At 65.3% G+C, this 13,376-nt stretch carries 14 protein-coding genes and 1 riboswitch; of the genes, 6 read left to right on the top strand and 8 right to left on the bottom strand.

Features of this window, described 5'->3' with window-relative positions; all coding sequences use genetic code 11:
• Positions 1-20: 20 nt before the first annotated feature.
• Complete coding sequence (locus tag KAK11_RS02815) at positions 21-476, bottom strand: hypothetical protein (RefSeq protein WP_210805917.1); 456 nt, start codon at positions 474-476, stop codon at positions 21-23.
• Between the two features lie 165 nt (positions 477-641).
• Between KAK11_RS02815 and KAK11_RS02810 the strand changes: the two genes are divergently transcribed.
• Positions 642-1,358, top strand: a complete 717-nt coding sequence (locus KAK11_RS02810; protein ID WP_210805915.1) for a haloacid dehalogenase type II — start codon at positions 642-644, stop codon at positions 1,356-1,358.
• Positions 1,359-1,389: 31 nt separating this feature from the next.
• Here the strand turns inward: KAK11_RS02810 and KAK11_RS02805 are convergent, their stop codons facing one another.
• The gene (locus tag KAK11_RS02805; RefSeq protein WP_210805913.1) at positions 1,390-1,788 is read right to left on the bottom strand and encodes a VOC family protein; all 399 of its coding nucleotides are present in this window, start codon (positions 1,786-1,788) and stop codon (positions 1,390-1,392) included.
• Between the two features lie 110 nt (positions 1,789-1,898).
• Positions 1,899-2,056, top strand: a riboswitch (FMN riboswitch).
• 83 nt (positions 2,057-2,139) lie between these two features.
• Here KAK11_RS02805 and KAK11_RS02800 point away from each other — a divergent pair.
• The gene (locus KAK11_RS02800) at positions 2,140-2,643 is read left to right on the top strand and encodes a 6,7-dimethyl-8-ribityllumazine synthase (RefSeq protein ID WP_210805911.1); all 504 of its coding nucleotides are present in this window, start codon (positions 2,140-2,142) and stop codon (positions 2,641-2,643) included.
• A gap of 20 nt (positions 2,644-2,663) precedes the next feature.
• Here KAK11_RS02800 and KAK11_RS02795 read toward each other — a convergent pair whose 3' ends face one another.
• Together KAK11_RS02795 and gntR are read right to left on the bottom strand one after the other, a co-directional pair.
• Positions 2,664-4,244, bottom strand: a complete 1,581-nt coding sequence (locus KAK11_RS02795) for a methyl-accepting chemotaxis protein (RefSeq protein WP_246498235.1) — start codon at positions 4,242-4,244, stop codon at positions 2,664-2,666.
• 119 nt (positions 4,245-4,363) lie between these two features.
• Entirely contained in the window at positions 4,364-5,443 is a 1,080-nt protein-coding gene (gntR, locus tag KAK11_RS02790) for an HTH-type transcriptional regulator GntR (protein ID WP_210805909.1), read from the bottom strand.
• Positions 5,444-5,635: 192 nt separating this feature from the next.
• On the opposite strand from gntR, the gene KAK11_RS02785 reads away from it, so the two are divergent.
• Genes KAK11_RS02785 through KAK11_RS02770 form a run of 4 tightly spaced genes read left to right on the top strand, consistent with a single transcriptional unit; the run spans position 5,636 to position 9,001 of the window.
• The gene (locus KAK11_RS02785) at positions 5,636-6,121 is read left to right on the top strand and encodes a gluconokinase (protein ID WP_210806638.1); all 486 of its coding nucleotides are present in this window, start codon (positions 5,636-5,638) and stop codon (positions 6,119-6,121) included.
• Positions 6,114-6,617 (top strand): TRAP transporter small permease subunit, encoded by a 504-nt coding sequence (locus KAK11_RS02780; protein ID WP_210805907.1) that lies wholly within the window; start codon positions 6,114-6,116, stop codon positions 6,615-6,617. Before KAK11_RS02785 ends, KAK11_RS02780 begins: the two co-directional genes overlap by 8 nt.
• Complete coding sequence (locus KAK11_RS02775) at positions 6,617-7,933, top strand: TRAP transporter large permease (protein ID WP_210805905.1); 1,317 nt, start codon at positions 6,617-6,619, stop codon at positions 7,931-7,933. Before KAK11_RS02780 ends, KAK11_RS02775 begins: the two co-directional genes overlap by 1 nt.
• A 48-nt stretch (positions 7,934-7,981) precedes the next feature.
• Positions 7,982-9,001 (top strand): TRAP transporter substrate-binding protein, encoded by a 1,020-nt coding sequence (locus KAK11_RS02770; RefSeq protein WP_210805903.1) that lies wholly within the window; start codon positions 7,982-7,984, stop codon positions 8,999-9,001.
• Positions 9,002-9,117: 116 nt separating this feature from the next.
• Here the strand turns inward: KAK11_RS02770 and KAK11_RS02765 are convergent, their stop codons facing one another.
• The 4 genes from KAK11_RS02765 to KAK11_RS02750 all read right to left on the bottom strand — a co-directional run bounded on the left by KAK11_RS02765 (position 9,118) and on the right by KAK11_RS02750 (position 13,300).
• Positions 9,118-9,438: a hypothetical protein gene (locus tag KAK11_RS02765; protein WP_210805901.1), complete on the bottom strand. Its 321-nt coding sequence runs from the start codon at positions 9,436-9,438 to the stop codon at positions 9,118-9,120.
• Between the two features lie 67 nt (positions 9,439-9,505).
• A complete protein-coding gene (locus KAK11_RS02760; RefSeq protein WP_210805899.1) occupies positions 9,506-9,898 on the bottom strand; it encodes a hypothetical protein in 393 nt (130 codons plus the stop codon).
• Between the two features lie 508 nt (positions 9,899-10,406).
• A complete protein-coding gene (locus KAK11_RS02755) occupies positions 10,407-12,284 on the bottom strand; it encodes a M66 family metalloprotease (protein ID WP_210805897.1) in 1,878 nt (625 codons plus the stop codon).
• A gap of 137 nt (positions 12,285-12,421) precedes the next feature.
• Positions 12,422-13,300, bottom strand: a complete 879-nt coding sequence (locus KAK11_RS02750; protein WP_210805895.1) for a LysR family transcriptional regulator — start codon at positions 13,298-13,300, stop codon at positions 12,422-12,424.
• Positions 13,301-13,376: the final 76 nt, after the last annotated feature.

Here is a 13,376-nt window from a genome sequence, read left to right as displayed (position 1 = left end):
CGGCGGAGTGGGGCGTTGCCCTACTCCGCCTTGCCCTGCGCCGCCCGCTCGTTCATCACGCGGTAGTAGTCCTGCATCTTGTAGCGCAGCGTGCCACAGCGCTGGTTGGTGGCGGTAGCAACCTGGTTGTAGCTCGCTTGCTCTTGCCGCAACTGCGCGCCACGCTGGTTCAGCGACTGAACCTCGGTGCTCAACTGCTGCACCCGTGCGTTGTAGTCCCGCAGCGCTTGGGCATTGCCGGCCTCCAGCCCTTGCCGCGCCTGGTCTTGCTCGGCCATCTGCTTGCGCACCTCGTCCTGGCGTTGTTCGTGGGCGTCGATGCGGCGCATCACGTCAGCCCGCTGCTCGCGCAACTCATCTTGGCGGTTGAGGCAAGCGTGGATCTGCTCGGGTGAGGCCAGCGGGGTCTGTGCCGCACCGCCAGCCAAGGGCATCAGCAAGGCCAGCGTGGCCAGTGCCAGTTTTTTATCAGTCATGGGTACTGCTCAATTCCCAACGTTATCTTTGGGAGGCATGCTAGGCCTGGCATTCGGCCAGGCATTGAGCAAGACCGCTGATTTCGTGACATGCTGTGCAGCTGGAGCGGCCGTTTTTCGGCGGCTGTCGGCAACCCCCCACGCTATCGACACAAGCACTTACGAATGACACAAGCTCACGCCCTCATCTTTGATGTATTCGGCACCTTGGTCGATTGGCACGGCAGCATCCGCCGGGAGCTGCAGGCCACCTTGGTCGAGGGCTTGGGCCTGCCGCTGGATGCGGCAAGCCTGGCCACCGCCTGGCGAGCCCAGTACCAACCTGCCATGCAAGAGGTCCGCAGCGGCCAGCGTGCGTTCTGTGATTTGGACGTGCTGCATCGACGCAATCTGGACGTGGTGTTGAACGATGCGGGGGTGGGCACTGCGGTGGACGAAGCGGCCCGACAACATCTGGTGCGCGCCTGGCACCGCCTGCAGGCCTGGCCCGAGGTGGGCGAAGCGCTGGCGCTGCTGCGCCAGCGCTTTCTCTTAGCGCCCTGCTCCAACGGGCACATCGCCTTGATGGTGGCGCTGGCGCGGCATAACGCCTGGCATTGGGACGCCGTCTTGGGCGCGGAGCTGGCCCGTGACTACAAGCCTCAGCCCATCGTCTACACCACCGCCTGCCGCGCCTTGGGACTGGCCCCCGCGCAAGTGATGATGGTCGCCTGCCACTCCAGCGACTTGGCCGCGGCGGCCGCGGCGGGCCTGCAATGCGGCTTCATCGCCCGGCCTGAAGAAGGCGGGCCCGGGGTGGGTGAGACGGCACCCGCCTGCCCTGTGCAGGCGCAAGCCGCCGACTTGCGCCAACTGGCCCAGCGCTTGCTAGCCCAGGCCTGAGTGCCTGTCGGCAACCCGGCCCGTCTGTGGCTCAGAGCCGCTGCTTGAACTGCACCACATTGCCCTCCGGGTCCCAGCCGTCCAGCACCGCAGCACCGCGGATCTGCCAGGTCTTGCTGTCGGGGTTCAGTCCACCGCCAGTGGCCTCTGCGGCCACACGCACTGCGGCCAAATCAGCCACCCAGAAGGCAGGCTTGATGGGCGTGTCTTCCCGCAATTGCGGCGGCTGAGCGATCTCGATCTCGGCGGCATAAGCCGGGGGGATGGCATGGATCACCAGTTCCAGCCCGGCGCCGGCCAAGAGGTGATGGCTCGATTCTGCTTCGATCAGGGCGAGGCCCAGCGTCTGTTGATAGAAGGCGGAGACGGTGCTTGGGCTCTTGGCAAAGATCACCAAGCCAAAGTGGGCGGCAGTAGCGGGGGTGCTCATGGGGTGTCGCCGGCGGGATAGCCGGGGGTGGTGATCGCCCTAGAATTGTGAGGCCAACCCTGGGCCTGTTCGCACCCCTTGACGTGGTGTTAACAAGCCCTTGCGTTGGCACGCGTTCTCAGGGCGGGGTGAAAGTCCCCACCGGCGGTATCTGTGCGCAAGTGCAGGAGCCCGCGAGCGCCCATGGCAGCCCTTGTTGCGGTGGGGTCAGCAGATCTGGTGCGATGCCAGAGCCGACGGTCACAGTCCGGATGAAAGAGAAACGCGCAGGCATGGCGCTTGAGTCGAGAGGCTCAGGCGCCGCGCCTGCGTTCGCCCTGATTCTTGGCCTATTTCACCGTGAGGTGTTCCATGAATCAGACCCTGTCGTCTCCCCGCTCCACATCGTCGGCCGCTGCAGCACCCGCAGTGCGCCCTTGGCGTGTGGCCATCGTCGCCGCCTCCTGGCACCGCGACATCGTTCAGCAAGCCATTGATGCGGCTTTGGCGGAGTTCCGCCAGAGCACTTCTCCGCCCGAGCTAGCGGTGCACGATGTGCCCGGTGCTTTTGAGATCCCGCTCTATGCCCAGCGCTTGGCCAAGGCCGGCCTGTGTGATGCCGTCATCGCCTGCGGCTTGGTGGTTGATGGTGGCATCTATCGCCACGACTTTGTCGCCAGCGCAGTCATCGACGGCTTGATGCGGGTGCAGCTCGATACCGGGGTGCCGGTGTTCTCGGCTGTGCTCACGCCACTGCGCTTTCACGAGATCCCCGAGCACCAGCAGTTCTTTGCTGAGCACTTTGTGAAGAAGGGGCAGGAGGTGGCACGGGCCTGCTTGCAGACCTTGTCCGCGTCTGCGCACTTCGGCCCCTGAGGCCCGGCCCTTGGGCGGCCTTAGCGCCGCCCAAAGATGTTGATGGCTTCCACCAGGTAGTTGGCTTGCCGCTTTAGCTCGTCAGTGGCGCTGACGCCTTGCTCCACCAATGTCGCGTTTTGCTGGGTGGTTTGCTCCAGCAAGTGGATGGCGTCGTTCACATTTCGCACGCCTTCGCTTTGCTCTTGGCTGCCTTGAGCAATGCGTTTGATGATGTCGGCCAACTCGCCAATGCTGTGGGCGATGTCGTTCATGGCTGCACCGGCTTGGCGGGCCACGTCGCGGCCTTGCTCCACATGGTCGCCATTGCTGGCGATGACGTGCTTGATGTCTTTGGCGGCAGCGGCACAGCGCCCTGCCAGGCTGCGCACTTCCGCCGCGACCACCGCAAAGCCGCGTCCGGATTCTCCTGCGCGTGCGGCTTCAACGGCGGCATTGAGGGCCAGGATATTGGTCTGAAACGCGATGCCGTCGATCAGCGCAGTGATCTCTGAGATCTTGGTGCTGGCCTCGCTGACGCGGTCCATGGTGGCTATCATCTGATGGACCACTTGCCGGCCTTGGTGGGCCACGCTGCTGGCGGCTTGGGCTTGCTGATCGCCGGCTTGGGCGCTCTCAGAGTTCATCTCAACGGTGAACTTGAACTCCAGCATCGACGTGGCGGACTTCTCCAGTGCACCGCTCTGGCTGGCGGTGCGCTCAGCCAAGTGGTGGTTGCCATCGGCGATCTCGCGGCTTTGCTGTTCGACCACGGCGGCGCGGCGCGCCACATCGGCCACCAAGGACTTGAGGTTCAGCCCGCCTTGGTTGACGGCCCGCATGAGCATGCCGATCTCGTCTACCCGGTCCATGGCCGGGGCGGCTTCAGCCTGGCCGCTGGCAATGCGCTGGGCGTGCGCCAAGATCTTGTCCAGCGGGCGCGCTACCTGCCACTCCAAGAACCAGGTCAAGACGCCCGCCACCACCAGGCCGCTCAGGGCCAGCCAAACCATCTCCATCGGGGTGCTGACAAACAACTCGCTGAACAAGGTGATCAGCGCCACGCCCAGGCCCATGGCGGTGCGCAGGCGTGCCCGCAAGGACATGCGCTGGAACACCGAGGCCACGCCGCTGGCGCCGGTGCGCACCAGCAGCCCTTTGAAGAGCATCAACCCTTGCGCGCGGCCTTCACGAAAGCGCCGGTAGAGGTCTTCGGCGGCCCGCACTTCATCCGCGGTGGGCTTGGTGCGCACCGAGATGTAGCCGACGATGCTGCTGTCTTGGATGATGGGCGCCACATTGGCCCGCACCCAGTAATGGTCGCCGTTCTTGCAGCGGTTCTTGACCAGGCCTGTCCAAGGCGAGCCGCTTTTGAGGGTGCGCCACATGTCGGCAAAGGCCTCGGGCGGCATGTCGGGGTGGCGCACCAGGTTGTGCGGCTGCCCCAGCAATTCGTCCACCGTGTAGCCACTGACCTCCACAAAGGCCTCGTTGGCATAGGTGATGTGGCTGTGCGCATCGGTCACCGACATCAGGGTCGCTGACGCGGGGAAATCGACAGGCTGTTGGGTGACGGGCTGGTTGAGGCGCATGGCGATCGGAGGCGCAAAAGTGCGTCTCATCGCAGCTTACGACGCAGGGGCCAGGGGCAGTCTCGATAACAAGCGGGCACTTGAGCCCGGTGTTCGCCGCTTTGGCCGGCGCGGATGGGGGGCTGGCAGCGGCCCCGCCGCCCGAGCGCCTAGCTGCTGGCTCGGTGCACCACCTCGAAGCCCAAGTCCACGCGGGCGGACGCGGGCGTTTCACCGCGCATCAGCTGCAGCAGCATGCGCGCGGCGGCCTCGCCAATCTGGCTGCGGGGTGTGCGCACGGTGGTCAGGGGCGGGCTCATTTGGTCAGAGCCGGTCAGGTCGTTGAAGCCGGCAATGGCCACGCGCTCGGGCACGGCCAGCCCCAAGCGCAGGGCGGCCAGCAGCGCGCCTTGGGCCAAGTCGTCGTTGCAAAAGAAGATGGCATCGACGGGCGGCATCTGGCCCATGATCTGCTCCAACATCTGGCCACCCAAGGCCAGGGACGAGGGCGCGGGGTTGAGCCACTCCAGCGTCGGGCTGTGCAGGCCCGCCTGTTGCAGCTCGGCCCGCCAGCCCTCCAAGCGCTGTAGGGTGCGCGGGTCCAGCTGCGCGCCGGCAAAGGCGATGCGGCGGCGGCCTTGGGCCAGCAGGTGGCGGGTCAGGGCCGCACCGGCCTCGCGCTGTGAGAAGCCCACGCAGTGCAAGGGGGCGGCCAAAGGGGCGGTGGGCAGGTCCATCAGGTGCACACAGGGCACGCGGCTTTGAGCCATGAGTTGGCGCGTGCCGGGGCTGTGGTCCAGGCCGGTGACGATCAGCCCGGCCGGGCGGTGCATCAGTTGCTCGCGCAGCAGTTGCTCTTCTTCGCCCTCGTCATAGTGGGTCACCCCGATCAAGGTTTGGAAGCCCGCCGGCCGCAGCGTGCGCTGCACTGCCTCCAGCACGTCGACAAACAGGGCATTGGAGAGCATGGGGATCAGCACCGCCACATGGCTGCTGCGCTGCGAGGCCAGTGCGCGGGCGGCGGGGTCCGGCACATAGCCGAGCTTGGCAACGGCGGCTTGCACCCGCTCGACCAAGCCTGGGTCCACCGCCCGCTCGCCGCGCAGCGCGCGCGACACCGTGATGGGGCTGACGCCGGCCGCCTGCGCCACATCGCTGAGCGTGACGCGCCCCGTGGCGCGGCGCCGGCTGGCCAGGGCGGGGGTGGGCACCGAGGTGGGAGCAGTGGCAGACGGCTTGGCGCGGGGCATGCGGGTTTTCTCGGAGTCTGGCGGAAAGTCAGGTGGGCTAGGATAGCGCTATCCGGCGTCGGACGGCAAGCGCTCATTCTCAAAGAATTTACTCTTGCCGATCACGCCGATTTGTTTGGATGCGCTGGATAGCGCTATCCAAAATTCAGATTTTCAGCGGTGTTGAAGCAGGTGCAAAGCAACCTTGTGATCATGGGTGTGGCCGGTTGCGGCAAGTCCAGCCTGGGGGCGGCAGTGGCCGTGGCCGCAGGCGCCACCCTGATTGAGGGCGACGACCATCACCCCCACAGCAACCGCCTGAAGATGCAGCAAGGCATGGCCCTGACCGATGCCGACCGCGCCGGATGGCTCGACACCTTGGGTGCTTTGCTCGCAGCCCAGCCGCAGGGCCAAGTCCTGACCTGCAGCGCCCTGAAGCGGGCCTATCGCCAGCGCCTGCGCGCGGCCAGCCCTGGCTTGCGCTTTGTGTTTCTCGACCTGAGCCGCGACGAGGCGCAGCGCCGCGTGGCGGCGCGCGCCCAACACTTTTTCTCGAGCAGCTTGGTCCACAGCCAGTTCGACACCCTCGAGCGCCCCGAGGGCGAGCCCGGTGTGCTGACTTTGGACGCCACCTGGCCTCTCATGGCCCTGACCGACCTGGTGCATGCCTGGTGGTTGAAGGAGACCTCCGATGTCTGATCTGTCCACGCCGGGCCGCCCCGCCTGGCCCTATCGCCTGGCCTATGGCGCGATGGCGGCCTGCTTGGGCGTGATGGCCCTGGCCGTGTTTGTGAACGTGGTGCTGCGCTACGGCTTTGGCAGCGGCATTGCGGCCAGTGAGGAGCTGTCTCGCCTGCTCTTTGTGTGGATGGTGTTCATTGGCGCAGCCGCCGCTTACCCGGCGGGCGAGCACATGGCCTTCACCAGCCTGGTGGCGCGCTTGGGCGCGGGTGGCCTGCGCGTGATGACGGTCGTGATCCGCCTGATGGTGGTGCTGGCCTGCGTGCTCTTGGGCTGGGGCGCTTGGCAGCAGGTGGTGGTGGGTCTGGACAGCCACTCGGTGGTGCTGGGCTATCCCACGGCCCTGTTGCCGCTGCCTGCCTTGCTGTGTGCCGTGGTGATCGGCGGCTGCGCCACCTGGGAGCTGCTGGCGCGCCGGCCGCTGGACCTGGGCCACGCCGCGGAGGTGGAGTGATGGACGCGCTCACCGCCTTGGGCCTGAGCTTGGAAGGCCAAGCCTTCATCGTCTTTTGTGCCGGCATGCTGCTGCTGATGGGCATGGGCATGAACATGGCCTTGGCCTTGGTGCTCACCGGAGCCGGCATGGCCTATGTGCTGGGGTTTTGGGACACGCAACTGCTGGCGCAAAACCTGGTGGCGGGCGTCGACAGCTTCCCACTGCTGGCCGTGCCTTTCTTCATCTTGGCCGGTGAGCTGATGAATTCCGGCGGCATCAGCCGCCGCATCATCGACATGGCTCAAGCCTGGGTTGGGCATATCCGTGGCGGCTTGGGCTATGTGGCGATTGGCGCGGCGGTGCTGATGGCCAGCATGAGTGGCTCGGCCCTGGCCGACACGGCCGCTTTGGCCACCATCTTGCTGCCCATGATGCGCGACCAGGGCTACCCCCTGCGCACCTCGGCCGGGCTGATCGCCTCGGGCGGCATCATCGCGCCCATCATTCCGCCGTCCATGCCTTTTGTGATCTACGGCGTGACGACCAACACCTCAATCTCGGCGTTGTTTGTGTCGGGCATCGTGCCCGGTCTGATCATGGGCGTAGGCTTGATCATCGCCTGGAAGTGGGTGCTGCGCCGCATCGACTTGCCCGAAGGCCAGCCCCAGCCCATGGCCCAGCGGCTGCGCGCGACCGCGCATGCGGTGTGGGCCTTGCTGATGCCCGTCATCATCATCGGCGGCATGAAGAGCGGCGTGTTCACGCCCACCGAAGCCGCTGTGGTGGCGGCCTTTTATGCGCTGATGGTGGCGGTGTTGATCCACCGCGAGATGACGCTCACTGCGCTGGGCCCGGTGCTGGTGCGGGCCGCCAAGACCACAGCGGTGGTGATGTTCTTGTGCGCCGGCGCCCAAGTGGCCAGCTACATGATCACCTTGGCTGACCTGCCCGGTGTGCTGACGGGCTGGCTCGGCCCCCTGATCGAGCACCCCAAGCTGCTGATGGCCGTGATGATGCTGGTGCTGGTGCTGATCGGCACTGCGCTGGACCTGACTCCCACCATCTTGATCTTTGCGCCGGTGATGCTGCCCATTGCCGTCAAGGCGGGGATCGATCCGGTCTACTTTGGCCTGATGTTTGTGCTCAACGGCGCCATCGGCCTGATCACCCCGCCAGTGGGCACGGTGCTGAATGTGGTGGCCGGCGTGGGCCGTCTGCCGCTGGCTCAAGTCATCCGCGGCGTGAATCCATTTTTGCTGACTTACGTCGTTATCTTGGCCACGTTTGTGGTCTTCCCGCAGATCGTGACCGCGCCCGTGGCTTGGTTGCGCTGAAGCATGCTTGGTTTCTTCCCTGACCCCTCACTCCACAAGGACTCCGCCATGAACATCCTCCGTCGCTCCTTGGTCGCCGTGGCGGCCACCGCCGCCTTCGCGGCCCCGCTGCTGGCCAGCGCCCAGGACATCAAGCCGCGCTTGATCCGCTTTGGCTACGGCCTGAACGAGCAAAGCAACCAAGGCCGGGCGGTCAAGTTCTTTGCCGAACAGGTGGAAAAAGCCTCGGGCGGCAAGATGAAGGTGCGCGCCATTGGCGCTGCGGCTTTGGGGCCGGACACCCAAATGCAGCAGGCCTTGATTGGTGGTGCGCAAGAGATGATGGTGGGCTCCACCGCCACCTTGGTGGGCATCACCAAAGAGATGGCGCTGTGGGACACGCCCTTCCTTTTCAACAACGTGAAAGAGGCCGATGCCTTGCTGGACGGCCCGGTCGGCCAAAAGGTGATGGCCAAGCTGCCGGAGAAAGGCTTGGTGGGCCTGACCTACTGGGAAAACGGCTTCCGCAACCTGACGAATTCCAAGCGCCCGGTCACCAAGCTCGAAGACCTGGAGGGCGTGAAGCTGCGCGTGATGCAGAACAATGTCTTCCTGGAAAGCTTCAAGAGCCTGGGCGCCAATGCCGTGCCGCTGCCGTTCTCGGAGCTGTTCAGCGCCCTGGAAACCAAGACCGTGGACGGCCAGGAGAACCCCTACAACACCATCCTCTCCAGCAAGTTCTATGAGGTGCAAAAGTACCTCAGCGTGACCAACCACGTCTACAGCCCGTGGATCGTCACCGTCAGCAAGAAGTGGTGGGATGGGCTCTCGAAAGACGAGCAAAAGATCTTGCAAGACGCGGCCAACGCCAGCCGCGCCTTTGAGCGCCAAGACACCCGCGCTGAAGCCGCCAAGGCCTTGGGCGACTTGAAGGCCAAGGGCATGCAGATCAATGAGCTGAGCCCCACCGAGGCTGCCCGCATGCGCGACAAGCTGACCCGCGTGAACGCCAGCATTGCCGCCAATGTGGGCATGGAGTTGTGGCAAGAAACCCAGGCTGAGCTGGCCAAACTGCGCGCCAAGAAGTAAGCCTTCTTCAGACGTGAGAAAGCCGCGCCCGGCTCACCCAAGGGTGAGCGGCGCGGCCGCCTGCCAGCCGACGTCCAGGTGGCGTGCAGAACTCTCGTGGCGGGCGCAGGGGCTCCTCAGGCCGACAGCGACAGCAAGGTGCCAGAGACGGTGTCCCCGGCCCGCGCCTGCCGCATTTGCTCTTCATAGCGAGCGAGCGACTGACGCTGGTTGCTGATCGCCTGGGCCTGTTCGGCCATGCGCCGCTCGGCCTCGCGCAAGGTGCTGTCTGCCATCTGCTGCATTGCAGCTTGGGCAGCCACCGCACTGTGCGCGTCACTGGGCCGACGAGAGTCCTCCGCCACCCTGGCCGTCGCCGCATGGGCGCTGGCACTCAAGCGCGCCTGGCTGACAGCCAGGCCCACGGAGGCCACAGGGGGAAGCGTACCGAGACTCATGCATCGAACATCGGCCGGATTCCAGCGCTGTTTAGCGCTTCAGTTACAAAAAACTATGCGCCGAGTCTCAAGTTGAGACCGAGCCCGGCACAGGGGCTGCGGACACCGCCGCCGTCATCTGTTGGTGCAAGGCCTTGCGCCCCGCACTGTTGGTGGCCCGCCAAGCCTGGAGCGCGAGGGCCAGAAAGGCCTTTTCGGCGGGGCTGGGCGCGGCGGGCTCATGGGGCTCGTCCAGCCAGCCCGGTGTCTGCCGGGCATGCACCTCGATCTGGCGGGCCAGCTTGTCGCCGATCGGGCGGCTGGATTTGATCTGGCTCCACAGGCTGGGCGAGATCTGCACCGAGGCCGCGAAGGCTTGCTCTAGCCCCTTGGGCGCTTGACCTTGGGCCAGGGCCTGTTCGGCAAAGGCATGGAACAAGGCCAAGGCGTTTTGGCGGCGCAGCTGGGGCAGGGCAGACATGATGCAGCTTGAAAAACAACAGCGTGATTGTGCGACGGGCTTGACAGGGGAGTAAAGAGTCTTTACAGTTCACCCTATCGCATCACGGCAGCACTGCCGAATGCAGCGGCAAAGGGCCGCCCTCTGAGCCCTTTTGCTGACCTTGCTGAAGATGGCTGCTTGAGCGCTGTGGCGCCGCAGACCACCAAGCAGGTCTTCTCAACCTCCACAGATTCACACCGGTTGTGCCCCTGCACACCGCGCAAGCCACCGCTGGGTGCGGGCCTGCGTGGGATGTGCGTGGCTCAGAGCCTGTTTGCAGCGCAAACAGCCCTTTGACTCCCGTGCAGCGCATCACCCGCTCGCTTTGCCGAGCCGCGCGCAGCCCCACACCCCGGTGTGAATCGCCCCCACCCTCTGCGTTGAGCTCACGCTTCGCAGATCAAACCGGCCGCAACGATTGGGCGGCTCCGGAACCCGTCACCGGATCCTTTTCTCGGCACTCCCTTGCGCCCTACTGAGGGGCAGCTCAAAAGCTGCGGCTCAGCAGCACCGTGGGCTGCGCGGGCCAGCCCTGCCAGGCCATGGGGGTCTCCAACAGCTCGACGCGCTGCAGCGCCTTGTCGCCGGGCACATTCACGACCCAGGTCTTGAAGCTGTTGCCACTGCTGGCCTCCAAGGTGCTGGCATCGGGCTCGATCGTGGGCTTGAACCAGGCCCGAAATCCCCCTTGCAACAGCACATGCCTCACACTTTGGTCGGCATAGGTCAGCCGCAGCGTGAAGTCGCAGCCGCTGCCCATGCAGTACCAGTAGTGCGTGCCGGTGTTGATCACCACGCTGGCGCGCTCGGCGTCCGACGTGGGGTCAATCAGGCGCCTCAGCTGACCCGTGAACGACAGCGGTGGGTAGATGTGAGAGGCGCCAGGCGTCCCGGCCCTGCTGTAGGTGATGGCCAGCGCATGAACGGGCACCTGCTTGGCAACAGGCAGCCCCTTATCCAAGCCCCAGAGCCCGTCATCGGTGGTCTCGGCGCTGACCGGAATGCGCCGCGCATCCACGCTGTCCCAGCGGCTGTAGCCGGTCGGGCTGGCCGCATCCACGTGCACAGCCCCCTGGCTGTACTGATGGGTGCCATCGGCCGCCACGCTGGTTTTGCCCTGGAGGAAAAAGGTTTGGATGCGACCGACATTGGCGTCGGCGTGCATCTGGTAGCGAAAGCCCGCCGGCTGGTCTCCCGCCCCGCTTTGCATATTGTCTTGCTTGAAGCAGCGACCTTGAGCGTCCTTCTGGCGTGTGCTGCTGGACAAGCAGCTCGCGAAATTGGGGTTGCTGGCATCCAGCCATGGCGCCACCAACTGCTGGCGCACCGCGTCATAGCCCCAGGCGCTGCCGTTCAAGCTGCCATTCGGATACGGAAAGCGCTTGGCGTTGTAGTCATCATTCGCATGGCCCAGGCCAAGCGAGTGCCCCGCCTCATGGATGAAGATGCCGCTGTAGCTGTGGTCGCCCGTGCCGGTGCCCCCACCCACGGTGCCTAAGCCGCCATAAGGGTTGGCATAACGGCCGGCACTGTCCAGCATCAGCAATGGGGCGTAATAGAGCGTGTTGGTGCCACTGTCCCCATTGGCACTGCGCAGCCCGCCGATCAAGCCCAGTACGGTGTTCATGATGTCGAAGCCGTCGCGCTGCTCGCTGCTGTTGCGCAGCACCTTGGCGGCTTGCCCATTGCGCGGGCCTACCACCAAGGTAGGCCAAGCCACTTGGCTCGCGGGATGGTTGCTGGCCTGCAGGCTGGCGATGGGCCAGACGGAAAAGATCTCGTCACTCACGGCGGGGCTCGGCGCGCCCGTGCTGCTCAGGGCAAAGGTATTGGCTTCGGTGGCCCCGAAGAGATAGAAAGGCAAGGTGTGCAAGGCGAGCCGGCTGTCCATGCCGACCGTGACGGCAGTCCAAGCGCTGGGGCTGTGCTGGCCGGACCCAAACCGCAGACGCAGGCCAGGCTGGGCCCATGTGGCGGGCAGCGTCGCGCTGTGCAGCTGGGTGTCGTAGGTGGCCGCTTGGCCGGCAGACTTGGGCAACTGGCTGGGAGGGTTCAGCGGCAGCGTGCCCAACAAGGTGTCGCCCACCCAGCCCTCGACCCACGGTGCACTTGGTGCGGTGCTGCCCAGGTCTACCATCAGCAAGGCGGCACGCTGCCCCACCAGCGTCAATCGATATTCGGCGCCTTCCAGGCTCCAATGGCGGCCTTCAGCGGGGATGACATGCGTCTGGGCCAACTGGAGGCGCGAGATGCTCAGCGCCGGCGCTTCGGGTGCTGTAGGCGCTGTTGCGGCCTCCTCACCACCACCGCCACCACAGGCGGTCAACACGGCAGAGACAAGCGCCCCTGCGACCCAAGAACTCACTGACTTGAACTGCATACTGCTGACCCAAACTTCGGGGCTCGCATCATGCTTCAGCGCAGGGTTGGTCGTGTCTCCAAAACCCCCAAAACGTAAGCAACTGCACCGGCGTTGCAGGGTGAACCGGTCAGGGCGCCTTGCTAGCGCGGCAGCAGTTTCAACACCAGCGGGTGCATGACCTTTTTCTCGGTGCCGATGGCCCAGAAGTGCTCCGTCACGCCCTCGCAAATGCCCAGGCGTTGCACGGGGTAGCGGGCCAACAGGTCGTCTTCCACACTCAAGGCTGCCGGAAAGGCGCCCATGCCGCTGGCCCCAAAGGCCTTGAGCAGGGCGTTGTCTTCAAACTCGCCGACCACCTCCGGGTGCAGGCCGTGTCGCTCTATCCAGTGGTCCAGCGGGGCGCGCACAGCCGCGTGGGCGGTGGGCAGCAGCACGGGCACCTCGTCCAAGCTGTGCGGAAAGCCTTTTCGCAGCTTCGGGGCCCAGGCCTTGGGGGCATACCAGGCCACTTCCGACTTGCCCAAGGCATGGCTGTAGAGCCGCAGATTCGGGTTGGGCGGCGCGGCACGGTCGGCCAGCACCACGTCCAGCTTGTGCAGGGCCAAGTCGGCCAGCAGGCGTTCAAACTCATCCACCAACAGGGTCAGGCGCAGTGTGGGCTCGGTCATCACCGGCTGCATCAGATCGTGGATCACCAGCTTGGGCAGGTTGTCGGAGACGCCGACGGCCAACTTGACCACCGGCCGCCCAGCGGCATTGCGCACCAAGGCCGGCAAGGCCTCGCCCAGCTGAAAGATCTGCTCGGCCTGCCGCAGCGCCACTTCGCCAGCCTCCGTCAAGGCCAGGCCCCGGCCCGCGGGCTTGAGCAGCGTATGGCCCAGGCTTTTTTCCAGCTCACGCACTTGCGCGCTGATGGTTTGTACGGCCATGTCCAAGCGCTCGGCTGCCCGGGCCATGCCGCCCTCCCGGGCAACGACCCAGAAGTAATAGAGGTGTCGGTAATTCAGGTCTTGGCTCATGTTCAGTATTTTACGAAGTAAAAGTCAGTGGGGGTCTTCTTTTTCGAGAGCCTCGAGCAACCGATGATGTTCAGCA

The sequence above is a fragment of the Ideonella paludis genome (assembly GCF_018069865.1).
Lineage (GTDB): Bacteria > Pseudomonadota > Gammaproteobacteria > Burkholderiales > Burkholderiaceae_C > Ideonella > Ideonella paludis.
This window is presented reverse-complemented; position numbering and strand designations above follow the sequence as displayed.

Bases quoted from the DNA above. Each gene is read 5' to 3' on its own strand.
- KAK11_RS02800 (WP_210805911.1), top strand. From the start codon at position 2,140: ATGAATCAGACCCTGTCGTCTCCCCGCTCCACATCGTCGGCCGCTGCA.
- KAK11_RS02805 (WP_210805913.1), bottom strand. From the start codon at position 1,788: ATGAGCACCCCCGCTACTGCCGCCCACTTTGGCTTGGTGATCTTTGCC.
- KAK11_RS02785 (WP_210806638.1), top strand. From the start codon at position 5,636: ATGGGTGTGGCCGGTTGCGGCAAGTCCAGCCTGGGGGCGGCAGTGGCC.
- KAK11_RS02780 (WP_210805907.1), top strand. From the start codon at position 6,114: ATGTCTGATCTGTCCACGCCGGGCCGCCCCGCCTGGCCCTATCGCCTG.
- KAK11_RS02760 (WP_210805899.1), bottom strand. From the start codon at position 9,898: ATGTCTGCCCTGCCCCAGCTGCGCCGCCAAAACGCCTTGGCCTTGTTC.
- KAK11_RS02775 (WP_210805905.1), top strand. From the start codon at position 6,617: ATGGACGCGCTCACCGCCTTGGGCCTGAGCTTGGAAGGCCAAGCCTTC.
- KAK11_RS02750 (WP_210805895.1), bottom strand. From the start codon at position 13,300: ATGAGCCAAGACCTGAATTACCGACACCTCTATTACTTCTGGGTCGTT.
- KAK11_RS02795 (WP_246498235.1), bottom strand. From the start codon at position 4,244: ATGAGACGCACTTTTGCGCCTCCGATCGCCATGCGCCTCAACCAGCCC.
- KAK11_RS02765 (WP_210805901.1), bottom strand. From the start codon at position 9,438: ATGAGTCTCGGTACGCTTCCCCCTGTGGCCTCCGTGGGCCTGGCTGTC.
- gntR (WP_210805909.1), bottom strand. From the start codon at position 5,443: ATGCCCCGCGCCAAGCCGTCTGCCACTGCTCCCACCTCGGTGCCCACC.
- KAK11_RS02810 (WP_210805915.1), top strand. From the start codon at position 642: ATGACACAAGCTCACGCCCTCATCTTTGATGTATTCGGCACCTTGGTC.
- KAK11_RS02815 (WP_210805917.1), bottom strand. From the start codon at position 476: ATGACTGATAAAAAACTGGCACTGGCCACGCTGGCCTTGCTGATGCCC.
- KAK11_RS02770 (WP_210805903.1), top strand. From the start codon at position 7,982: ATGAACATCCTCCGTCGCTCCTTGGTCGCCGTGGCGGCCACCGCCGCC.